Genomic DNA, 21821 nt, shown 5'->3' on the forward strand with positions numbered 1-21821 from the left:
GTCTGCTCCGCGACGGCGGCCGGGGCGGCCGCCTGCTGGGCCGGCGCGGCGGGAGAGGGCGCGGTCACCGTGCCGTTCGCCGCCTCCCTGCCCGGGGTCCGGCCCGGTCCGTAATCAGGGTTGTAGTCAGCGAAGAAGTTCCACCAGGCCCTGTCGACCGACTCGGGGTCCTGGAGGTACTTCTGGTACAGCTCGTCGACAAGCCACTCGTTCTGGCCAAAGCTTGCCAGCGGGTTTGTCCGCGACGACTCAGACGACACGGCGGAAATCGCCCTCTTCCGCAGATCGGCGTTGATGTAAGAGAACCTGTCCAAGGTTACTCGTCTCGTTCGGCTTCGCGCGCCGGGGTGGGCCTGCGGGCCTGCCCGATACTCCCAGGACAGTCCAAAGAGGTCACGACCCCCTAGTCAACCTGGGTGATGCCGGATCTGTTGCTGTTTGGTATCAACACCGCGACGGGAGGTTTATTTCCGTCCGGGCACCAGCCTGGTGGAGATGCGGACCTCGGGGGACAGCTCCGACAGCAGGTCGCCCAGCTCCTCGCCCGCCGCCTTGAGCTCCTCCATGGTCATCGGCTCCAGGCGTTCGAGGACGAACAGCGCGTTGACGGTCTCCTCGGTGATGCGGGTGCGGGCGACCTGGCGCCAGTTCCACTTGCGGCAGGTGACGCCCGCGTCGTCGCGCCAGATCACCTCGCCCGGCTCCGGGGGGCCGAGCGCCTCCTCCGACGCCTCGTCGCCCTCCGCCCGCACCAGTCGCGCGGGGCCCGAATAGCGGTCGCGCAACGGGCCCACCGACGAGCGCGCCCGGTCCTGCGCAGCGCGTAGATCGAGTCGTCCACCCGGACGTCGTCAAGCACCCGGCCAGTCTAGTCAGCCGGGGAGTTCCAGCGCGCGGGCCACGTCACGCGGCCGGATCCGCCGCCAAGTAGAACATCATTCGGGAATCTGTGCACAATCAGGGGCATGGCGAAGTACGTGGTGGTTCCTTCCAGCGAGACGCAGCACGCGGCATGGCTGCGGGGCGCGGTCCCGGACGTCGAGCGGGTGCGGCCGGGACTGTGGTCGATCCCGGTGCCGCTCCCGGTGAATCCGCTGCGCTACGTCCTCGTCTACGCCCTGGAACTCCCCGACGGCGTCGCGATCGTGGACGCCGGCTGGAACACCGACGAGGCGTACACGGCGCTGGTCGCCGGGCTGGGCGTGGCCGGATACGAGATCACCGACGTCAGGGGCGTGCTGGTCACCCACATCCATCCCGACCACTACGGCCTCGCCGGCCGGATCCGCGAGGTGTCGGGCGCCTGGATCGCGCTGCACCCGGCCGACGCCCGCCTCGTCCACGACCGCTACGACGACACCGCCATCGACGCGCTGGTGCGCAAGGAACGGGCCCTGCTCGTCCGGTCGGGGGTGCCCGCCGAGGCTCTGGACGAGCTGGCCGGCGCGTCCATGATGATCCGGCACCTGGTCGCGACCGCCAAGCCCGACCGGCTCGTCGAGGACGGCGACCGGATCGACCTGCCCGGGTGGGACCTGCGAGCCATCTGGACCCCCGGGCACTCGCCCGGCCACCTCTGCTTCGTCTCTCCGTCGCGCAGGCTGCTCTTCTCCGGCGACCACGTCCTGGCCAAGATCACCCCGATCGTGGCCGTCCACCCGCAGTCCCAGCCGAACCCGCTGGCCGACTACCTCGACTCGCTGGCCGCCGTGGGCAAGCTGGACGTCGACGAGGTGCTGCCGGCCCACGAGTACCGGTTCGCGGACCTGGCCGGGCGGGTCGAGTACGTGATGGCGCACCACGAGGAGCGGCTGGGGGAGATCGAGGTCGTGGTCGGCGCGGCGGCCGACGGGGTCACCTGCTGGGAGGTCGCCACCCGGCTGACCTGGTCGCGGGCCTGGCAGACGTTCCCGCCGTTCATGCGGCGCGCGGCCAACAACGAGACCCTCGCCCACCTGGCGTGGCTGGAGTCCCGGGGGCGGGTGGCGCGGGTCGCGGGTGAGCCGGACCGGTGGTTCGCGGGGTGACCGTCGCTCCCGGTGCGCTCCCGGTGCGCGCCCCGTGGGCTCCCGGTCGCCACGCGGGCGGCCCACAGGGCGCACGTCACGGCGGCCCGCCACCTCCACCGGAGGAGCGTTCCCCTGGACGGGGCCCGGCCACGTGAGGCGGGTGGGCCTTCCCGGGCCTGCCGTAAAAGGGCTTCCCGGGTCTGCCGTAACGGGGAGAGATGAGTGAGAGGGGGGCTACAGGAGGCGGACGGTGCCGCGGCCGGTCGGGAGGGGGAGGTCGAGGAGCGTGCGGATGCCCGGCGGCGCCGCGCAGACGGCCGGGATCGCGTTGATGGCGTGCGCCGCGGCGGCGGCGAGGCCGTGGGAGACCTCGTCGACGGACACCGTCATGTCGGGCACGCCCTCGACGTGGATCACGAAGCCCGGGTCGGGCCAGCGAGCGACCCTGGTGGCGTCGGCCTTGTAGACGGCCTCGATGGTCATGAACGGCCTGCCCCGCACCAGGCCGGTGAAGACCCAGCGGGAGGCGCAGACCGTGCCCTCCCTGATCGTGCCCGCCGCGATCGGGAACTCGGCCGTCGCCAGCTCGAACTCGTCGCTCTCGTCCACCTCGTCCAGCCGCACGTCCAGCGCGTCCGCGACGAGCTGCGCGCTCTCCGCGAAGAGCGCGCGCTGGAACGCCCGGTACGGCCGGACGGCCGCGGTGTAGTCCTTGGCCGAGCGGGTGAACCCCACCAGGTCGACCACCACCTGGCGCGACGGGTGGCCGCGGAAGTCGGACGACTCGCGCACGTACAGGTGGTCGATCCGGCCGCTCAGCCCGGTCAGCGCCAGCGGCAGGAAGTCGCTCATGAAGCCCGGGTTGACGCCGGTGCCGTGCAGGCTGGTGCGACCAGCGGCGCAGGCCGTCTCGATGCGCTCGACGACGGCTCGGCCGTAGGACTTGGGGTAGACGAAACCCGTCGTGGTGATGACGTTCTTGCCCGAGGCGAGCAGCGCGCAGATGGTCTCCAGGTCGGAGGACTGGTCGGTGCCGAAGTAGGCCGCCGGCAGCGGCATGTGCAGGACGCAGTCGGCGTCGAGCGCCAGCACCCGGTCCACGTCGTCGGTGCACGAGACGCCTGAGGGGGGCAGGCCCACCAGCTCGCCCGCGTCCTTGCCGATCTTGTCGGGGTCGTAGACGAGAACCCCCGCCAGCTCGAAGTTCCCCGGCCTCTTCAGCACCGTGCGTAACGCGCAGCGGCCGACGGCGCCGGTGGCCCACTGGACCACGCGGATGGGCTTTGTTACCGGCATTTCCGGCCTCCCAGGCCCGCTGGAGGGACGACGGAGGGGAGGTCGCCGCCCCATGGGAGCCCCGAACTCTAGCAGAGAACGACGGCATTGATCACTATCCGCGACGATCAGTCCGGCTTCCGGTCTATCGGGTTATTGTGCTCCTACTAGAAGGTTGTTCTCCTGCGCGGGAGGTTCGATGCTTCGGTTCGATGACAGGGTCGCGATCATCACAGGGGCCGGGCACGGCCTCGGCAGGGCGCACGCGCTCCTGCTGGCGGAGCGGGGCGCCAGGGTCGTCGTCAACGACCTGGGTGGCGCGCTCGACGGCACCGGCGCCTCCGCCGGCCCGGCCGCCGAGGTCGTCGAGCTCATCATGAAGAACGGCGGCCAGGCCGTCGCCAACGCCGACAACGTCGCCACCCCGGAGGGCGCCGAGGCGATCGTGCAAGCCGCGCTCGACGCGTTCGGCAAGGTCGACATCGTCGTCAACAACGCGGGCATCCTCCGGGACAGGTCGTTCGGGAAGATGACGGTCGACGAGTTCGACGCGGTCCTGGCCGTGCACGTGCGCGGCTCCTACCTGGTCAGCCGCGCCGCCTACCCGTACATGAAGGCGGCCGGATACGGCCGCGTCGTCAACACCTCGAGCCCGGCGGGCCTGTTCGGCAACTTCGGGCAGGCCAACTACTCCACCGCCAAGATGGGCCTGGTCGGCCTGACCAAGACGCTCGGCATCGAGGGCGCGCGCAACGGCATCAAGGCCAACGCCATCGCGCCGGTCGCCTGGACGCGGATGACGGATTCGCTGCTGCCGGGCGAGTTCGAGGCCAAGTTCACGCCGGAGCGGGTCAGCCCCCTGGTCGCCTGCCTCGTGCACGACTCGTGCGAGGTGAGCGGCGAGGTGTTCACCGTCGGGGGCGGCCGGGTGGCGCGCGTGTTCGTGGCCGAGGGGCCGGGCTGGAGCGCCGACGACGTCACGCCGGAGGCGATCGCGGACAACTGGGCGGCCGTCATGGCCGAGCAGCCGTACGTGCTCACGGCCGCTGACTCGATGAGGGCCATGCAGTAGCCCGTAGCACCTGCACACGTCATATCGGCGGCGGGGAGCCGGCTCGGACACGGCCGGCTCCCCGCCGCCGCTTGCGCGCCAGCAGAGTTCCGAGCTTTGTTCGGACATCGGCGGAAGTCGGGGAAGTTCGGGCGGTCCGCACTCTTGATTTGTCCCATCGGCGATCTTATCGTCGCGGCATGACCCCCGCTCCGGGCTCGCCCGGCGATGTCCTGACGCTCATCAGCGCGGGCTCGGCGACGACCCGTTCCGATCTGGCGCGGCTCACCGGCCTGGCCAGGTCCACGATCTCCCAGCGCGTCGACGCGCTCATCGAGCGCGGCCTGGTCGAGGAGACCGAGAGCGGCGAGTCCACCGGTGGCCGGCCGCCCCGCCGGCTCCGGCTCCACACCGACGGCCACGCGTTCGCCGGCGTCGACCTGGGAGCCACCCACTGCCGGGTCGCGCTGATGGACATGTCCGGCCGGCTGCTGGCCGAGTGCGAGGACCCGCTGCTGGTGAGCGAGGGGCCGGAGACCGTCCTGGCGCACGTCGACGGGCGGCTCGACCGGCTGCTCGCCGAGGCCGGCCGTCCCCGCCCCGCGCTGCGCGCGCTGGGCATGGGGGTGCCGGGGCCGGTCGAGTTCGCCACGGGACGGCCGAACAACCCGCCGATCATGCCCGGCTGGAACGACTACCCGATCCCCGAGCACTTCGCCGACTGCGCCGTCCTCGTCGACAACGACGTCAACGTGATGGCCCTGGGCGAGCAGCGCAACGCCTACCCCGGCATCCGGCACCTGCTGTTCGTCAAGGTCGGCACCGGCATCGGCTGCGGCATCGTGGCCGAGGGCAGGCTGCACCGCGGCGCGCGGGGCTCGGCCGGCGACATCGGCCACATCCGGGTGTCCGGCCACGAGGAGGCGGGTTGCCGCTGCGGCAACAGCGCCTGCCTGGAGGCCGTCGCCGGGGGAGCGGCCGTCGCCAGGCGGCTCACCGAGCTGGGCGTGCCCGCCGAGACGGGCGCCGACGTGGTCGCGCTGGTCCAGGCGGGCGACACGCAGGCGCTCCGGCTCGTCAGGGAGGCGGGCAGGCTCGTCGGCGAGGTGCTCGCCGGCCTGGTCAACTTCTTCAACCCCGAGGTCATCGTCGTCGGCGGCGCGCTGTCACGGGTCCACGAGCACCTGCTGGCGGGCATCAAGGAGACCGTCTACCGCAGGTCGCTGCCGCTGGCCACGCACCATCTGTCGATCGTGCCGAGCCGCACCGGCGTCAACGCCGCGGCCCTCGGCGCCGGGATCCTCGCCATCGAACACTACCTGTCACCCGACAACGTCAACCGCCTCGTCAACCCCTGACAGGGAGGTCCCCGGTGCTGGTCATGAAGGGAATCGTCAAACAGTTCCCCGGCGTGCGCGCGCTCGACGGCGTGGACCTCGACGTACGGGTCGGTGAAGTGCACTGCCTGCTCGGCCGGAACGGCACAGGCACTCTGATCAAGGTGCCGGCCCGCGCCCACCAGCCCGACGAGGCTGGCGTACCGGACGTGGATCGGCGGCGACAACTACGGCATGGGCGTCGCGGCCGGGCACCACATCGGCCGGAAACTCAAGGCCAAGGGTGTCACGAACCCGGTCATCGTGGAGATCCAGGGCATCGCGACGCTCCCGCTCAAGCAGGACCGCAGCAGAGGCTTCGCCGACGCGCTAAAGACGTACGGCTTCGGTGTGAGCGCGAAGCAGGACACCAAGTTCACGGTCGAGACCGCCAGTTTGCTGCAGGCCAAGGAGGCCGGCCGCGACGAGTTCTTCATGGTCGGCGGCGCCGGCTCGCTGAACGCGATGAAGGAGATCCAGTCGTGAGGCTCCGTGCTGGAGGCCACCGTCACGTACAGCCCCACGACGGCCTCTTCCACGATAAAACTCGCGCGCCTGATCGCCCAGGGGAAGGGCATGAGTGACCTCGTGGAGAACCAAGTTCCGCAGTCCATCACGCTCGCGTCGGAGACGATTACCAAGGCGAACGTCGAGAAGCACCTGCCGCTCGGCTTCGAATTCCTGATCTGGGGGCCGCATGTCAGACAGAACCACCATCGGCGTGGGCATGGTGGGCCACGCGTTCATGGGCCGCGTCCATTCGCAGGCGTGGCGGAACGTGAGCGCGTTCTTCGACCTGCCGCTGGCACCGCGGATGGCGGTGCTGGCCGGCAGGTCGAAGGAGCGCACGTCTGCCGCGGCGGCCCAGATGGGCTGGTCCGACGTCGAGACCGACTGGAGGGAGCTGGTCGCGCGCGACGACGTACAGATCGTCGACATCTGCACACCGGGCGACTCCCACGCCGAGATCGCCATCGCCGCCCTGGCGGCCGGAAAGCACGTCATCTGCGAGAAACCGCTGGCCAACACCGTCGCCGAGGCCGAGGCCATGGTGCGGGCCGCGGCCGGTGCGCCGGGCAGGAACATGGTCGCCTTCAACTACCGGCGGGTGCCGGCCATCGCGCTGGCCCGCCGCTACGTCGAACAGGGCCGGCTCGGCCAGATCCGGCACGTCCGGGCGCAGTACCTGCAGGACTGGATCGTCGACCCGGAGTTCCCGCTGGTGTGGCGGCTGCGGAAGGACAAGGCGGGCTCCGGCGCGCTCGGCGACATCGGGGCGCACATCATCGACACCACCCAGTTCGTCACCGGCCAGAACGTCGTGGGCGTCTCCGCGCTCACCGAGACGTTCATCAAGGAACGGCCGCTGGAGGAAGGGGCCGCCGATACCGGCCGGGTCACGGTCGACGACGCCGCCCTGTTCATCGGCAGGCTCTCCGGCGGCGCGCTGGCCTCGTTCGAGGCCACCCGCTTCGCCACCGGCCGCAAGAACGCGCTGCGCATCGAGATCAACGGGTCGGGCGGCAGCCTCGCGTTCGATTTCGAGGCCATGAACGAGTTGTGGGTCAGCGAGGGCGGCGGCGGTTTCACCCGCATCCTCGTCACCGAACCGGACCACCCGTACGTCGGCGCCTGGTGGCCGCCGGGGCACGGCCTCGGCTACGAGCACACCTTCACCCACGAGATCAAGGACTTCCTGGAGGCCGTCGCCCGGGGCACCGACCCCGCGCCGTCGTTCGCCGACGGGCTGCGGGTACAGCGTGTGCTGGCCGCGGTCGAGCACAGCGCGGCTGACTCCAGCCGCTACACAGTCGTGGAGGACTCATGAGACCGGTCACGTTGTTCACGGGCCAGTGGGCGGACCTGCCGTTCGAGGAGGTCTGCCGGCTCGCGGCCGAATGGGGCTACGACGGCCTGGAGATCGCCTGCTCCGGTGACCACTTCGACGTGGCGCGGGCCGTCGCCGACCCCTCGTACGTCGAGCAGAAACACGCCCAGCTCGACAAGCACGGCCTGAAGGTGTGGACCATCTCGAACCACCTCGTCGGCCAGGCGGTCTGCGACCACCCCATCGACGAGCGGCACAAGGCCATCCTCCCCGCCCGCATCTGGGGCACCGGCGACCCCGAGTCGGTGCGGCAGGCGGCGGCCGAGGACATGAAGAACACCGCCCGGGCCGCCGCTCTGCTCGGCGTCGACACCGTCGTCGGCTTCACCGGCTCGTCGATCTGGCACACGGTCGCCATGTTCCCGCCGGTGCCCGCCTCCATGGTCGACGCCGGCTACCAGGACTTCGCCGACCGCTGGAACCCCATTCTCGACGTCTTCGACGAGGTGGGCGTACGGTTCGCGCACGAGATCCACCCGAGCGAGATCGCTTACGACTACGTCACCACGGTCCGCACCCTGGAGGCCATCGGCCACCGGCCCGCGTTCGGCCTCAACTGGGACCCGTCCCACATGGTCTGGCAGGACCTCGACCCGGTCGCGTTCATCCTCGACTTCGCCGACCGCGTCTACCACGTCGACTGCAAGGACACCCGCGTCCGCGTCGGCGACGGCCGCCGCGGCCGCCTCTCCTCCCACCTGGCGTGGGGCGACATGCGCCGCGGCTGGGACTTCGTGTCGACGGGACGCGGCGACGTACCGTGGGAGGACTGCTTCCGGGCGCTCAACTCCATCGGGTACGCAGGGCCGATCTCGATCGAGTGGGAGGACGCGGGCATGGACCGGCTGGACGGGGCCAGGGAGGCCCTGGCCTTCATCCGCGAGCTGAACGCCATCACCCCGCCGGCCACCTCCTTCGACGCGGCCTTCTCCACCACCACCTCCTGACCCTGGGGCGTTCGCCGATGGGGGCGCACGCGCCAAAGGCGAGGTCGTCGCGAGCCGGCGCGCTTCGCGCGTCCCACGCTCCGGCGTGCCCCCCAGGGGGCTCCCGCCCCCTTCGACCCCCACAGGCATGGCCCTCGCTCTGCTCGGACGCCCTTGGCGGGGCTCCGCCCCGCGCCCCGGGCGAGGGGCTCCCGCCCCTCGCGCACCCCGGCATGAGGCGGAGGCGGGATGCAGTGGAATCCGGGCACGGGAGTGGAGGCGGGCACGGGAAGTCGAAAGCTCAACGAGGGGAAGGTGGCAACTCCTGCAGGAAAGACCCTGACCCGCCAAACTTCCGCAAGACACGGTTGCCTTCACCGGCTGGGATCAGGTCATTCAGGATGGGCGTTGCGGTAAAGACTCGCTGCGTGCATCGCTTTCGGGCGGCGCTCCTCGAAAACAGCCTGAACGCTGGGGTGTTTGCGAGGCAGCCGTTTGCCATCCGGACCTAGGATTGATTTGGGCCTCTCATACTCGTACAGGACTTCGTCGCAGGCGTCGCTCGCTGTAACATTCGGCCTCTTCAGGACATCATTGGCGATCTTGAAGCTTGTGCTGAGCTCCTGCACGGCGTAGTCGATCTGCGCGTCCATATTGAAGAGCACGGAAGCCCCCAGTGCGGTATCCGTGAGCTTATGAGTGAATAGCCCCTTGCGTCGGTCGCCATACGACCACTGCGCAAGACCGACTCCTGGAAGTTTCGGCCCCTCGCGGGCCTGCGCATCGCGGTTCATGATTTCATCAGCCGAGTGTTCCTTGCTTTTATCATAGAAATCCTTCGCCCGCATTGGGGATTGCTCTGTAGCGCCCTCGATGATGGACGGGATCAAATAGGATTCATGCATGAAGTTTCCGACGAGCCCGGCAGCGCCGTTCACGGGGTATCTGTAACGGCGCACCAACTTATCCATCACATAAAGGATGCGCTGGTATCCAGGGATGTCCTCCCACTGAACGACCAGGTTCCAGTTGACGACCGCGTCGAAATTCTCGCGAAACCCCTTGGGTAGCATTTTCCATACTTTGGATATCTCGCCTGAGTGCGGAGACGCGGTGTCCGCGCCGATGTCGTAGCGGACATAAAGGTTGTTCTTGAAGAAGTAGGCGTAGCCCTTGCCGAAGTTGACCGCCGCGTCGAAGCCGCCGTTTCGGAAATCGGCGGGCAGAGCGGGCCAGTAGTCCCACACCCTTTGAGGTCCGGCGACAGAGTCCGTGCGGATGTCGTAGCGGACATAAAGGTCGTTTTTGAAGAAGTAGGCGTAACCGTTGCCCCAGTTGACAACCGCGTCGAAGTCGCCGTTTCGAAAATCGGCGGGCATGGCGGGCCAGGAGTCCGATATCTTTCGAGGTCCGACGACGGAATCCGTGAGGATGTCGTAGCGGACACAAAGGTCGTTCTTGAAGAAGTAGGCATAGCCGTTGCCGAAATTGACGACCGCGTCCAGGTCTTTTTGAAAAAGGGGCGGAAGCTGCTTCCAGCCCAACGAAATCGAGGCGATCGTTTGGTCTGAATCGTTTGTTTCCAGATTATATCTGACGTAATTGCTTCCCTTGAAGAAGTAGGCTCGCCCATTTATGGGGAGAGAAGGTTGGCGTTGAAAGACGTATTTGTTGGTGAGAATCTGCGCTTCAATCGTTTCGCTCATTTCTGCTGAAATGTGCCATTGAGTGGACTGGTCCACCCGCTTGCTGGAGCAATCGTCCGCAACGGCCCAGCCGAGGTGGGTCCCCCTGTAGTCTCCGTCGGAACGTTTTATCTTCCACATCACTTCCCCAGCTTTGTGCACGCACCGCTCAAGTTGGATTTCTTGGTGGACGGTCCCGATGAAGCCACCGGGTACACGACTCACCCCCACGACTCCTCCGTCGATGTATCTCCAGAAGCCGAGAATCGGTTCAGGCTCTGTCATGGGATCACTCCTGAATGGGATTGCCGATGATGATCAAGAATTCCGCATCGTTTGGAGTGGTGTTCTCCTGTCACCACCTCTTAGGCTGCATACCCTCTATCCGGCGATGACCGGTAAGGAAGAAATGTCCTTCCTTCTAGTGGCGCGCAAAAACATCGCATCGGAGGCAAACCGTGCCGACTCTGCGTGGCTAACGGGGATCATGACCCGGTGCCCCCGCAGACGTAGCTGTCCCTCCGACCTGACCGATGCGCAGTGGGCGCCGATCGAACCGCTGCTGCCAGCCCCGAACACCGGCGGCAGGCCGGAAAGGCACCCCCGCCGCGACGTCGTCGACGCGATCCTGTACGTGGTGCGTACCGGGGTGCGCCTGGCGGCAGCTTCCCGTGGACTTTCCGCCATTTATGTGGAAACAGGTCAGCCACTGTCAACCTGTCCAATCGTGAAAGAGTGGCTGGGTTCAACCGAGCCTCTCGTCACCTGAGGGATGTCGTGAAGGTTCGTCACATGGCAGAATGATCCTTTGATGGAGGTCATCCAGGCCGAGCGCATGCCGGCGACCGCGCGAACCGCCAGGTTCGTCATGATGGTTGAGCTGGCCTTCAGCCTCGTGGGACTTGCGATCATGATCGGCACCGCAGCAGCTGCCTTCAGCGTCCCGTTCCTCCTGCTGTTCCTTTATGCCGGCTCGATCACGGCGCTCATGGGCTGGTTGCTGTCACGTTGGCTGTCGCGAAGGAAGTTTGTGCGGTCGGGTGCCATCGCCGTCGAGGTGGTTGCGGGCGGTGGTTATCTCGCCATGGCCGCGATCGACGGTGATCTTGCTTGGATCAAAGTGCTCGGCCCGAACACGCTGCTCCCGCTGGTGGTCGTCGCTGCGCTGTTGATGCCCTCGGCGGCACGCTGGTTCGACCGCTGAACGAGGCCACCGCGGTCATTGACGATTCTGCGGGCCGGGTCATCGGCTTGAGGTTATGACGGACGTCCACGAGATGCAGGACCATCGCCGTGGCCGGGACAGCGAGTTGGCGGGGTGTGGGGCGCACCGCGGAGGGACGCCCCACCGAGCCATTGGCTTGCATCATCGACGCCCAAAGCGTCGAGACCTCCGCCGACGTTCCCGCCCAGAGCCAGGGATACGATGCCGGGAAGATCGCCGGCCGCAAACGCAGCATCGTCACCGACGCCCTCGGCCTGCTGATCGCGGTGCTGGTCACCGCCACCAGCACCTCCGACGGCGCCGCCGGCCCCCCTCTGCTCACCCAGGTCGCCGCCGACCACCCGACCATCACCAAGACCTGGGCTGACGGCGAGGGCGGCGCCGCCCTCGGCATCGACGTTGAAGTCGTCCGCCGCGACCCCGCCACCAGGGGTTTCGCTGCCCTACCCCGCCGCTGGGTGGCCGAGCGGACTCTCGGCTGGCTGATGTTCCACCGCCGTCCAGTGCACGACTACGAGGCCTTGCCGGCGAGCTTGCCCGGCATGGCCACCCCCACACGCGCGGCATCCTTGATCGCTACGTTCAGGACGCCCACGTCACGGCATGGAGGTGGACCAGGCCGCGCGCCCGGATCACGCCACAGGGCAGCCCGGCGCAGGCCGAGGAGCACCGGTCAGGAAAACCACTTGACTCCACCGGAACCGCACAAGCCCTGGTCGTGCCAGCGCCGAACGGTCCGGCTATCGGCCACGTGGCAGGTCGCGCGCCCGCGCTCGACGGAGCGCGACGCACGGCACTCGGATTTCAGGCGGCTACCAGTTCGGCCGATCAGACGTTCCGCAGCACCCAGACTTGCTTCTTGTACTTGTCGGACCCCTTCGGCGCGGGCGGTTCCATGTTGACCTTGCCATCGTTCCAGCCCGTGAGGACATGGTCCCTGGAGGCGTTGAAAAGCCTCCCTTGCGGGTCGCGGTACCACTTCTGCCCGAGGTATTCGTCCCTGCATGGCGTCAGGTAGACGTCTCCGTTGCTGTTGTCGAGACAATAGTGACCAAGCCAGTTGGTCGTCTCCGTGACCTGGAACTCGCGGTTGCCGTTGCGGTGGACAATGGTCCATTTCCGGTACGAGAAGACCGGATGGTCGCATGGGACACTCCTGGGCTTCAGATCCGCTCTCTCTCCTGGGGTTTTCCACCAGGGTTTGATGCTCAGGCACTTGCCTTTCTCGTTGACAAGGTGGTAGGCGGGCGCAATCCCCGCACGGGTTTCGGCGTCGGCGGGACTCGACACCACACCAGTCGTGAGTAGCGCGGCGATCGGCAACAGGCCGACCGACGCCCGGACGACACTTCTTCTCATCGCGGAATCTCCTTACCAGGCGGTCCTCTGGACACGGTGGTCGGGGGCGCTCCACCGTGAGGTGCACCCGAAACCGCAAGTGAACGTAGTCATCGACGCACTCACTGAACAGCTCATTCGACACCCAAAAAGCAATCACGGCCGTTCACGGGCTCCAGCACCTGGTATTGAGCTCCCGTTTGGAAGCGCACATGGCTGCCCTACTCATGCGAGCGCCGTGAACGGGATCATGCCTGGGTGGTGGGGCCGCTGCTACGGCTGTGCGACGCGGCTCCCGCGGGGTCGGCGAGCCAGGACACGGGATGGGCCACGATCGTGTCGGCCACGCCTGCTGTCCCGTGTCGCGGGCGCATTTTTCCTGAAAGCGGTCACTTCTTTGGTCCTGCGGCGGCGGCCTCAGAGTTCCCGTCGCTCTCCAAGTACGAAACGCAGGGAGTTGTTCTAGGATTCACGGGAACAGCGGTCAGGCGTTCTCGCTGTGGCGCCGTAAACCTCACCGGGACCCAGCACGTGGCGGGGACATGAGCAGTCGGATGAAAGGCCGTCTCGTTGCCATCGGCAGTGCACTGGCCGCCGTGGCCGGCGGCGTGGCCACCAACCGCGTGGAAGGCCCGTGGTGGGTCCAGGCTGCCTGGTTCGGGGACGCGGTGGTCGCGGTTGCCGTAGCAGCCCAGTTGGTACGGCTTGCGTCCGCGCCTGGCGGCGGACCCCAACCCGGGGGGCGGACACCACATGCGGCGGGAGTCACCGGCTAGCGGTGACCGTGTTCAGCCCTCTGCGGACGCCGAGAGGCAACACCTGGAAAAGCTGCTTCACATTCACGAACGCAGCGTCCGCATCCTCGAGGAGCAGGTGGCGAGGTTCGCCGGCAACGCTCACGTCCACCTGCAGACTCAGTTCGAGGACGAGCGGAGCCGCCTTGAGACGCTGCGGGATCGGCCCCAGCCCGGCGCCTAGGAGTTCTTCGTGTCGCACGCCCCCTCCGCTTACCGGATCGGCGCGTCGCTGTTCCGGGTCGGCTACGGCGATCTCGTTGAATCCCGCGCGGAAGTTCTGGTCAGCCCCGACGACAATTACCTGACCATGGGCGGCGGAGTTTCCCTGGCCATTCGGAAACGAGCGGGCGAAGACCTGCGGCCGCACGCCGTCACCATCGATCTCGACCGGAACCTGCTCCCCGATGCGAAATGCATCGAGACCCTGACGCGCCAGTCACTGAACCTCGCCGAGAGGCTGAACGTGCGCACCATCGCCTTTCCCCGCGCTGGGCGCCGGCACGGCCAGGTTTCCGCTCTACGAAGGGGCCCAGATCCTCCTCCAGACGATCTGCGACCGGCTGGCCGGCCAGACTTCGCTGGAGGAGGTCAGCCTCTTGCTGCAGCCTGGCCGTGGAATGCGCGAGAGCGACCTGGCCGTCTTCTACCAGCGGGCGGCGGCTCTGGCCGCCGTGGGTGGACAGAGCCGCAAACTCGCCATGCCGTCGACCGGCTCCAGTCATGGATCTGTTGAAGGAGGTGAGGGAGGTGGCGCTGAAGCTTCGGCAGCAGCCGCGCGACGTCGAGGAGATCGATCGCCTGCAGGGAGGCGGCTCGGCAGAGCGGGCCGGTCAGCACGCGATCGACGTGGCTGACGACATCACCGTGGGCGGGCAGGCGCACGACAGCACCGACGCGTGGAGGAGCTCATGCAAGCCACCCGCCACAAGATGGCGAAGAGCTGAGCCGCGCCCGACGCCTCGGGCCGCCGTCGTCGACGGCGTTCATCGGAGCCCGTTGCGGGCCAGCCACTTGACGATCGCCGTGGCGATGGCCTCCGGCTGGTCCTCCGGCGCGTGGTGGCCGGCCGGGCCGCAGTGCTCGATCTCAAGAGCGGCGATGTTCGCCGCGCACCAGTCGGCCAGTTCGTCCCGGATGAGCAGGGTGGGGGAGGAGTCGAAGGTGAGCAGCAGCTTGGGAACGTCGTCGCTGGCCGCGAGCCAGCGGCCGTAGCCGTCGAGACGTCGGGCCACGTCGGAGGGTTCGCCGTCGAGCGGCAGCGAGCGGGCCCATTCCAGCAGCGGGCGGCGGCTTTCGCGGCTCGGGTACGGGGCGAGGTACGGTTCGATCTCCTCCTCGCCGAGGCTCTTCAGCACGCCAGCGGTGAACGCCGTCTCCACGAGGAAGTTCCGTTCGAGCGCCAGTGCCTCGCCGTCCGGGGTCCGCAGCTTCTCGAAGCGGGCCCTCGCCGGGGCGGTGAGTTCGCTCCGGGCCATCGGCCGGACGATCGTCTCCATGAACGCCACGCCGCGGGTCCGGTCCGGGTGACGGGCCGCCCAGTCGAAGGCGAGCGCCCCGCCCCAGTCGTGGCCGACGAGCACCACTTCGTCCAGGCCGAGCGCGTCGAACCAGGCGTCGAGGTAGCGGGCGTGGTCGGCGAACCGGTAGCCGATGTCCGGCTTGCCCGAGCGACCCATGCCGATCAAGTCGGGCGCCAGCGCGCGGCCGGGCTCGCCGATCCGGGGCAGCACGTTCCGCCACAGGTGTGACGAGGACGGGTTGCCGTGCAGGAAGACGAGGGGCGTCCCGCTCCCGGTCTCCTCGTAGTGCGTCTCCTCGTAGTGCATGGACGAGTCGAGTACGTCGATGGTGGGCATGGGTCACCTTCCAGTCCGTTAGTCACTCTAACGTTAGTGTCACTAGCGAAAGTATATTGTTAGTGCGACTAACGCAAGGGCTAGGATGGGCGGCATGAACCCGCGCTCCACCGACATGCCGCACACCGGTGACGGCCCGCTCACACCCGACCGGCTGCGACGCCTGCCGAGCAGGGTGCTGGGCATCGCCGCGGCGCACGCCGACCAGCTGGTGAGCGCGGGGCTGGCCGCCGCGGACGCCCGCAAGTGGCACTACGCCGTGCTCGTGGCCCTCCATGATCTCGGCCCCGCCAGCCAGGCGACGCTGAGCCGCCGGACCGGCATCTACCGCAGTGACCTGGTCGCGGTGATCAACGAGCTCACCAGCCGGGGCCTGGTCGAGCGGGCTCCCGATCCCACCGACCGCCGCCGCAACGTCATCACCATGTCCCCGGCGGGCCGCGGCGCGCTGGACAGGCTTGACGCGCTCGTCGCCGCACTGCAGGACGACCTGCTCGCCCCGCTGGCCGAGCCAGAACGCGAGCAACTGGTCGAGCTCCTGGCGCGCCTGGTCGATCACCATGGAGGACGGGTGGCGCCCCCGGCCGGTTGACGGCCGGCGGCGCCACCCGCGGGTCTGCATGCCACCGGCTCCGTGTCAGCCGATGCCTCCGGTGAAGATCACGTCCACCCAGTAGTTGCTCGCCTGGTAGCTGCTCGTCGGGAAGGCGTTGGTCGCGCTGTAACGGTACAGGCCGTTGCCTCCCTCCGTGCCGCTGGCCAGCGCGACGAGCGGGCCGTTCGCGTACGGTGTGGTGAAGTACGACCTGTTGACCGCGTAGTTGCCCGAGGTGGTGTGATAGGTCACCACGTAGGTGGTGTTGGCGTTGATGGCCACGGGCGTCGCGAAGTTCATCCGCTGCCAGCCGCTGGCCGTCTCGCCGGTGAACGTCACCGACGCGAGCTGCTGCCCGCCGCTGGTCCACAGGCTCCCGGTGTGCGTGCCGGTGTTCAGGGAGCCCTTGTAGAACCGGACGCCGCTCACCGTCCCGTTCGTGTTCGCTCTGAACTTCACCCCGAGCGTGACCGCCTTCGCATCGTTCACCGACTCCACCGCCGGAATGGTCGTGTCGCTCCACAGGCTGTTCGTCACGGGCGGCTGCCCGGACGGCATGAAGACGACGTCCACCCAGTAGTTGCTCGCCGAGAACGTGTTCGTGGGGAAGGCGGTGCCCGACGTGTATCGGTAGACGCCGTTCCCGCCGCTGGCCCCGCTGGCCGGGGCGGTGAGGGGGCCGCTCACCAGCGCGTTGGTGAAGAACGAGGTGTTCTGCGCGTAGTCGCCGTTGGGCGCGAAGTACGAGGCGACGTACGTCGTGCCGGGGCTCACCTGGACCGGGGTGGAGAACTGCGCCTGCTGCCAGCCACTCGCCGTCTCGCCGGTGAACGTCACGCGTGCCAGGAGCTGCCCGCCGCTGGTCCACAGGTTCCCGATGTGCGTGCCGGTGTTCTCGGGGCCCTTGTAGAACCTGATCCCCGTGATCGTCCCGGGGGTCGCCACCTGGAACTTCACGCCCACCTCCACGGAGCTGGGGTCGTCCGCCGCGTGGACGGCCGGCACGGCCGAGGACGGGAAGAGGGTGCAGGGGCAGCTCGCGTTGACGGTGACGCTGGTGGGCGTGGCCTGGAGGTTGCCGCTGTCGTCCACCGCCCTCACCATGAGCGTCTTCGCGCCGGAGCCCTCGATCGTCCACGTGAACTGCCACGTGCCGCGGCCGGTCGCCTGGCGCCAGTGCGCGCCGCCGTCGGTCGACACCTCCACCGCGGCCACGACGCCACCCCCGGCGTCGGTCGCCGTGCCCCGGGCCACGAACGTCCCGGTGCCCACGTTCTCGCCGGCGGCCGGGCTGGTGATGGCGGCGACCGGCGGGGTGGTGTCGGTCGAGGCGGTGGCCGGTACGAGTCCGGCCTGGAGGCTGGCCGGTTGGGCCCGCATGTCGGCCAGGAGGTTGACCGTCGCCTGCTGCATCCTGACGTCCGTGGGAGTGCCGGGCAGGTCGTGGGTGGAGTCCAGGCCCCACGACCACTGAACGGTGCCGGCGCTGAAGACCAGCGCGCCGCTCGGCGCCTTGTACAGCGTCAGGCTGTGCGTCGCCACCCCGGAGCCGTAGGTGGTGCCGAAGTCGAGCAGGTACTTGTTCGGGGTCGCCACCGTCGTCCGGGACAGCCGCACCGTGCCGGGCGGCGTGAAGTCGTTGTCCGGCGCCTCGTCCCACTCGAAGGCGAGCGTTCCCGCGGGGAACGTGGCGGTCTGCCCGGGCTGCAGGGCGGCCACGGAGGTGTTGCGCCACAACCGCATGGGGGCGTACTCGCCCGGGACGCTGATCGCGTCGTTGACGGGGCCGTTGACCATGAAGAACGTGCCGCTGACCCTGTTCTCCGGCCTGCCGCCGTCCGACGGCGGCGAGAAGCGCGGGTCGCGCCACGTGCCGGTCCACTGGGGACTGGGGTCGATCTTGGCGTTGGCGTGCGTCTCCTTGTAGGAGACCAGCGTCCGGAACGGCGTGGCCGAGCTGTCGATGCTCGACTCCCACCTGGTCTTCCAGAAGATCTCGTTGCCGGAGAAGAAGGCTATGTTGACGCCGTTGTCGCGGGCGGTCTCCACGCTGCCGCGCGTCTCGTTCGACCAGTATTCGTCATGGCCGACCGAGAGGAACGTCCGGTGCTCCAGCAGTTCCTGGCCGCGCGACACGGTGTCCACGCCGGAGAAGTAGCTCACGTCGTAGCCGTTGGCCTCCAGCCAGCGGACCATGGGGTATTCGGCGCTGAAGAAGAAGGTTTCCGGAGCGTCGCTGGTGGTCGTGCCCCGGGTCCGGAACGGGCGGTTGTAGCTGACCTTGTAGGCGCGGCCCGCGGGCGAGCCGAAGTACAGGCTGTTCCCGCCGTACCGGTTGTAGGCCTGCCAGGTGGTGTCGGACGTCTGCACCAGGATGTCCGACCCCCGGGTGTCGTCGCGGACCACGAAGATGATGTGGCTGGCGCCGGACCGACCGTCCTCGCGTTCCAGCTTGGCGATGTAGACCCCCGACACGGCGTCGCCGGGCACCGCCCAGGAGGCCGACACGGCCCAGCGCCCGCAGTCGATCAACCCCGTCTGGGTCTCCTGCAGGCACGCGGGCTGCTGCTGCGGAAGAGGGACGGACGGCTGCACCGTCGCGACCTTCCGGGCGCCCATTCCCCCGTAATAGCCGATGCGGTAGATGTCCAGGCGGTAATCCGTCGCCTGGGTGTCCACCTTGAAACGTACGGTCTCCCCTTTGTTGACGCTCATCTGCGTCGCGTAACCCTGAATGGCGCTGCTGCCCGCGCCCAGGATGTCCCATTCGCTGGGCGGATTTCCGGGCTTGCTGTTCTCCACGCAGATGACGGACGTCGGCGGACAGGGTGCCGCCGCACTCCTGCCCGCGCCTACAGCCCCACCTGCCTGCGGAATCACCACACCCGCGTGCGCCGCGCCGCCCGCACCGCTCGGTGCGGCCGACGCGCTCCGCGGCATGTGTGCGACGCCGGCCGCCAGAACGACGGCGAATCCGATGTGAAACAGCCCACGCCGCGCCCGCTTCCCGCGAACAGCCATCTGTACCCCCGATGCCCCCGATGCCCCCGAAAAAGCCCGTTGACATAGTAGGAAGCGCATGCGGCTGCATATCGTGCGTGTGGCGGTATGACTCCTTTGCAGATGGCGTAGGCGTGTCGCTCAAAATTGCAATGAAAACTCCGGTCAGTCCATGATGACGATCTGGCGGAGGGCTTCGCCTCCCTTGAGGGCGGCCACGGCGTCGTTGAGGTCCGTCAGCTTGATGCGGGCACTGATCATGGAGTCGAGGTCGAGCTTGCCCGCCTTGTAGAGGTTGGCGAAGTACGGGAAGTCGTGGCGGACGTCCGCCTCGCCGTACAGGCTGGAGAGGAGGTTCTTGCCCTCGAAGAGCAGGCTGAAGGCGGAGATCGACACCATGTCGTCCATCGCGCCGGCGCCGACCACGATGCAGTCGCCACCCTGGCGGGTGAGCTGCCAGGCGCTCTGGATGGTGGCGGACTTGCCGACCACCTCGAAGCCGTAGTCGAACCCGGACCCGCCGGTCAGCTCGTTGAGGGCGTCCGGAACCTGGTCGGGGGTGACGGCGTGGGTGGCGCCGACCTTCTTGGCCAGCTCGTGCTTGGACGCCAGCGGGTCGACGGCCAGGATCAGCCGGGCGCCGGAGACGCGGGCGCCCTGGATGACGGAGAGGCCGACGCCGCCGCAGCCCACGACCGCGACCGTGGACCCGGGCCGGACCCGGGCGGTGTTGACGGCCGCGCCCACGCCGGTCGTGATGCCGCAGCCGATCAGCGCCGCCGCCTCCCACGGCACGTCCGCGTCGACCCTGATGGCGCCCTGCCAGGGGACGACGATCTCCTCGGCCCAGGTGCCGCACCCGGCCAGGCCGTAGGCGGTCTCGCCGCCGCCGAAGCGGAAGTTGCCCTTGCTGAACGACTCGATGATGTACTTCAGGCAGAGGTACGGCTGGCCGCCCAGGCACAGGTCGCACTCCTGGCACGCCGGTCGCCAGTTGATGATCACGTGGTCGCCGGGCTGGAGGGAGGTGACGTGGTCGCCGACCTCGACCACCTCCCCGGCGCCCTCGTGCCCCAGGACGAGCGGCATGGGCTGCGGCAGCACGCCGGACACGGCCGACAGGTCCGACTGGCAGACGCCGGTCGCCCTGATCCGCACCCGTACGTCGGTGGGCCCGACGGGCGTCAGCGTGACGTCGTCGCGGATGTCGAGCTTGTCGTCGCCTACAGCGTGCAGAAGCGCGGCGCGCATGGGGGGTCCTCCTCCGGCTATTCCTCTAGGGAAAGTGCGGCTTTGGGGCACGAACGGACCGCGTGTCGGACGCGGTCGTACATCTCGGGCGGTGGTTCGGGCAGCAGGATGTGGAGCTGGTCGTCGTCGTCCACATCGAACACCTCGGGCGCGAGCCCCATGCACACGGCGTTGGCCTCGCACACCAACTCATCGACCTTGACCTTCATGTGAGCCTCCTGTGGTCCCATGAGACCACCTTGGTGCGCTCGACTATGTACGCGACCCGCTTGCGCCCGGTCTGCTCGACGTACGGCAGCAGGTGCTCGTCGGCCACGCCCGGGGTCATCCTTCGCGCCACCTGGAGGCCGACGGCCAGGACGTGTTCTCTTTCGTCCACCCGCTTGGCTTCGCCGTACAGCAGGACGCCGCGCAGCTCGCCGTAGTCGTCGCCGGTCTCCACGAGGCAGGTCACCCGCGGGTCGCGCTCCAGGTTGCGCGCCTTCTGCGCCTTGGCGTACGTCCAGAACGTGATCCGCCCCTGGTCAAGCCCATAGAACATGGTAACCAGGTGTGGGGTGCCGTCCGGGTTGATGGTGGCCAGCTGCAGCTTGCGTGCCTCCTGGAGGAAGGCGGTGACCTCGTCGTCGGACATCGCGATGCGAGCGCGCTGATTCACGCTGCCAAGTAGAACAGGTTATAGAATGCCCGGCAAGAGGGGGTCGGAATGTTGTTCGGTTCGGTTAGGGTGCAGCTCTATGACGATGCCGCCCGAACTGCTCGACGCAGCCGCGAACGCCAAGGGCTTCATGCCGCCGAAGGAGGGGCTCGCCCTGTTCGAGGCGGCTCTCCGGTACGGCGGGCGGGGGCCGATCTGCGAGATCGGCACCTACTGCGGCAAGTCGGCCGTCTACCTCGGCGCCGCCGCGAGACAGGTCGGGTCCGTGGTCGTCACCGTCGACCACCACCGCGGTTCGGAGGAGATCCAGCCGGGCTGGCCGCACCACGACCCGGCGCTGGTCGATCCGCGCACCGGCAGGATGGACTCGCTGCCGGTGTTCCGTGACACGATCGCCGCCGCCGGGCTCGAGGACGAGGTCATCGCCGTCGTCGGGCACTCGGAGCAGGTGGCGCGGCTCTGGAGCACGCCTCTGGGCATGCTGTTCATCGACGGCGGGCATTCGGAGGAGCCGGTGACGCGCGACTACGAGGGCTGGGCGCCTCATGTGATGCCGGGTGGGGCGCTGGTGTTCCACGACATCTACCCCGACCCGGCCGACGGCGGCCAGGCGCCCTACCGGGTCTACCTGCGGGCGCTGGAGTCGGGGGCGTTCGCCGAGGTGGCGGTGGAGGGGTCGCTGCGCGTGCTGGAGCGGGTCGCCGCCGGCGCCTGACGCCCCGCGGGCCGGCCTCGGCGGGACCAGGCTCTGCGGATGTCGGCCTGCCAGGTCTGGAAGTCGTCGTGGGTGCGCGGGTCGTGGCCGAGCGCGAGAAGCGCCTGGTCCGTCCACGAGGCCGCCTCGTCCGGCGTGGCCCCGGCCAGGATCGGCGCGGCCCGCGCCACGTGGCC

21 protein-coding genes and 1 pseudogene are annotated in these 21821 nt (G+C 68.5%); 11 read left to right on the forward strand and 11 right to left on the reverse strand.

The annotated features are described in order from the left end of the window. Both DQW85_RS47320 and DQW85_RS39045 read right to left on the reverse strand, forming a co-directional pair. On the reverse strand, window positions 1–260 hold a 260-nt coding region (locus tag DQW85_RS47320), incomplete at its 3' end, for a 2-oxoglutarate dehydrogenase E1 subunit family protein (RefSeq protein ID WP_162795731.1). A 204-nt stretch (window positions 261–464) separates the two neighbouring features. Continuing rightward, window positions 465–785 carry a hypothetical protein gene (locus tag DQW85_RS39045; RefSeq protein ID WP_205315739.1) on the reverse strand — a complete coding sequence of 107 codons (321 nt, stop codon included), beginning with the start codon at window positions 783–785 and terminating at the stop codon, window positions 465–467. Between the two features lie 180 nt (window positions 786–965). Between DQW85_RS39045 and DQW85_RS39050 the strand changes: the two genes are divergently transcribed. Next, window positions 966–2027 (forward strand): MBL fold metallo-hydrolase, encoded by a 1062-nt coding sequence (locus DQW85_RS39050; protein ID WP_113704769.1) that lies wholly within the window; start codon window positions 966–968, stop codon window positions 2025–2027. Between the two features lie 216 nt (window positions 2028–2243). Here DQW85_RS39050 and DQW85_RS39055 read toward each other — a convergent pair whose 3' ends face one another. Next, window positions 2244–3305, reverse strand: a complete 1062-nt coding sequence (locus DQW85_RS39055; protein WP_113704770.1) for an NAD(P)H-dependent amine dehydrogenase family protein — start codon at window positions 3303–3305, stop codon at window positions 2244–2246. Window positions 3306–3483: 178 nt separating this feature from the next. Here DQW85_RS39055 and DQW85_RS39060 point away from each other — a divergent pair, with 178 nt between their 5' ends. From DQW85_RS39060 to DQW85_RS39085, 5 genes are all read left to right on the forward strand, one after another. Next, complete coding sequence (locus DQW85_RS39060) at window positions 3484–4356, forward strand: SDR family oxidoreductase (RefSeq protein ID WP_113704771.1); 873 nt, start codon at window positions 3484–3486, stop codon at window positions 4354–4356. 179 nt (window positions 4357–4535) lie between these two features. Continuing rightward, entirely contained in the window at window positions 4536–5693 is a 1158-nt protein-coding gene (locus DQW85_RS39065) for an ROK family transcriptional regulator (RefSeq protein WP_113704772.1), read from the forward strand. Between the two features lie 213 nt (window positions 5694–5906). Beyond that, complete coding sequence (locus DQW85_RS47330; protein WP_240197715.1) at window positions 5907–6197, forward strand: type 1 periplasmic-binding domain-containing protein; 291 nt, start codon at window positions 5907–5909, stop codon at window positions 6195–6197. Window positions 6198–6408: 211 nt separating this feature from the next. Further along, on the forward strand, window positions 6409–7539 hold the full coding sequence (locus tag DQW85_RS39080) for a Gfo/Idh/MocA family protein (protein ID WP_113704773.1): 1131 nt from the start codon (window positions 6409–6411) through the stop codon (window positions 7537–7539). Then, window positions 7536–8546, forward strand: coding sequence for a sugar phosphate isomerase/epimerase family protein (locus DQW85_RS39085; RefSeq protein WP_113704774.1), 1011 nt, complete (start codon window positions 7536–7538; stop codon window positions 8544–8546). Before DQW85_RS39080 ends, DQW85_RS39085 begins: the two co-directional genes overlap by 4 nt. Window positions 8547–8917: 371 nt before the next feature. On the opposite strand, the gene DQW85_RS39090 is transcribed toward DQW85_RS39085, so the two are convergent. Further along, entirely contained in the window at window positions 8918–10495 is a 1578-nt protein-coding gene (locus DQW85_RS39090; protein WP_113704775.1) for a phage tail tip lysozyme, read from the reverse strand. A gap of 202 nt (window positions 10496–10697) precedes the next feature. Between DQW85_RS39090 and DQW85_RS39095 the strand changes: the two are divergent. From DQW85_RS39095 to DQW85_RS48410, 3 genes and pseudogenes are all read left to right on the forward strand, one after another. Further along, window positions 10698–10914, forward strand: a pseudogene (locus DQW85_RS39095) (transposase); the annotation flags it as partial. Between the two features lie 107 nt (window positions 10915–11021). Beyond that, window positions 11022–11414, forward strand: coding sequence for a hypothetical protein (locus DQW85_RS39100; RefSeq protein WP_113704776.1), 393 nt, complete (start codon window positions 11022–11024; stop codon window positions 11412–11414). A gap of 116 nt (window positions 11415–11530) precedes the next feature. Further along, complete coding sequence (locus tag DQW85_RS48410; RefSeq protein ID WP_162795732.1) at window positions 11531–12337, forward strand: transposase; 807 nt, start codon at window positions 11531–11533, stop codon at window positions 12335–12337. Here DQW85_RS48410 and DQW85_RS45140 read toward each other — a convergent pair. The 3 genes from DQW85_RS45140 to DQW85_RS39115 all read right to left on the reverse strand — a co-directional run bounded on the left by DQW85_RS45140 (window position 12264) and on the right by DQW85_RS39115 (window position 15426). Then, window positions 12264–12794 (reverse strand): RICIN domain-containing protein, encoded by a 531-nt coding sequence (locus tag DQW85_RS45140; RefSeq protein WP_162795733.1) that lies wholly within the window; start codon window positions 12792–12794, stop codon window positions 12264–12266. The genes DQW85_RS48410 and DQW85_RS45140 overlap by 74 nt on opposite strands. Window positions 12795–13538: 744 nt before the next feature. Beyond that, on the reverse strand, window positions 13539–13937 hold the full coding sequence (locus DQW85_RS45145; RefSeq protein WP_162795734.1) for a hypothetical protein: 399 nt from the start codon (window positions 13935–13937) through the stop codon (window positions 13539–13541). A 616-nt stretch (window positions 13938–14553) separates the two neighbouring features. Continuing rightward, a complete protein-coding gene (locus DQW85_RS39115) occupies window positions 14554–15426 on the reverse strand; it encodes a haloalkane dehalogenase (protein ID WP_113704779.1) in 873 nt (290 codons plus the stop codon). 94 nt (window positions 15427–15520) lie between these two features. On the opposite strand from DQW85_RS39115, the gene DQW85_RS39120 reads away from it, so the two are divergent. Next, window positions 15521–16018, forward strand: coding sequence for a MarR family winged helix-turn-helix transcriptional regulator (locus DQW85_RS39120; RefSeq protein WP_240197713.1), 498 nt, complete (start codon window positions 15521–15523; stop codon window positions 16016–16018). Window positions 16019–16063: 45 nt separating this feature from the next. On the opposite strand, the gene DQW85_RS39125 is transcribed toward DQW85_RS39120, so the two are convergent. The 4 genes from DQW85_RS39125 to DQW85_RS39140 form a co-directional block, all read right to left on the reverse strand. Next, window positions 16064–18823 carry a DUF4082 domain-containing protein gene (locus DQW85_RS39125; RefSeq protein ID WP_240197714.1) on the reverse strand — a complete coding sequence of 920 codons (2760 nt, stop codon included), beginning with the start codon at window positions 18821–18823 and terminating at the stop codon, window positions 16064–16066. Window positions 18824–19186: 363 nt separating this feature from the next. Continuing rightward, entirely contained in the window at window positions 19187–20272 is a 1086-nt protein-coding gene (locus tag DQW85_RS39130) for an alcohol dehydrogenase catalytic domain-containing protein (RefSeq protein ID WP_113704782.1), read from the reverse strand. A 17-nt stretch (window positions 20273–20289) separates the two neighbouring features. Continuing rightward, entirely contained in the window at window positions 20290–20481 is a 192-nt protein-coding gene (locus DQW85_RS39135) for a ferredoxin (protein WP_113704783.1), read from the reverse strand. Continuing rightward, on the reverse strand, window positions 20478–20930 hold the full coding sequence (locus DQW85_RS39140) for a pyridoxamine 5'-phosphate oxidase family protein (protein WP_113704784.1): 453 nt from the start codon (window positions 20928–20930) through the stop codon (window positions 20478–20480). The genes DQW85_RS39135 and DQW85_RS39140 overlap by 4 nt, the downstream gene beginning before the upstream one ends. Before the next feature lie 85 nt (window positions 20931–21015). On the opposite strand from DQW85_RS39140, the gene DQW85_RS39145 reads away from it, so the two are divergent. Then, on the forward strand, window positions 21016–21645 hold the full coding sequence (locus DQW85_RS39145) for a class I SAM-dependent methyltransferase (RefSeq protein ID WP_113704786.1): 630 nt from the start codon (window positions 21016–21018) through the stop codon (window positions 21643–21645). The last annotated feature ends 176 nt before the right edge of the window (window positions 21646–21821 follow it).

This window comes from Nonomuraea lactucae (genome assembly GCF_003313395.1).
GTDB classification, from domain to species: Bacteria; Actinomycetota; Actinomycetes; order Streptosporangiales; family Streptosporangiaceae; genus Nonomuraea; species Nonomuraea lactucae.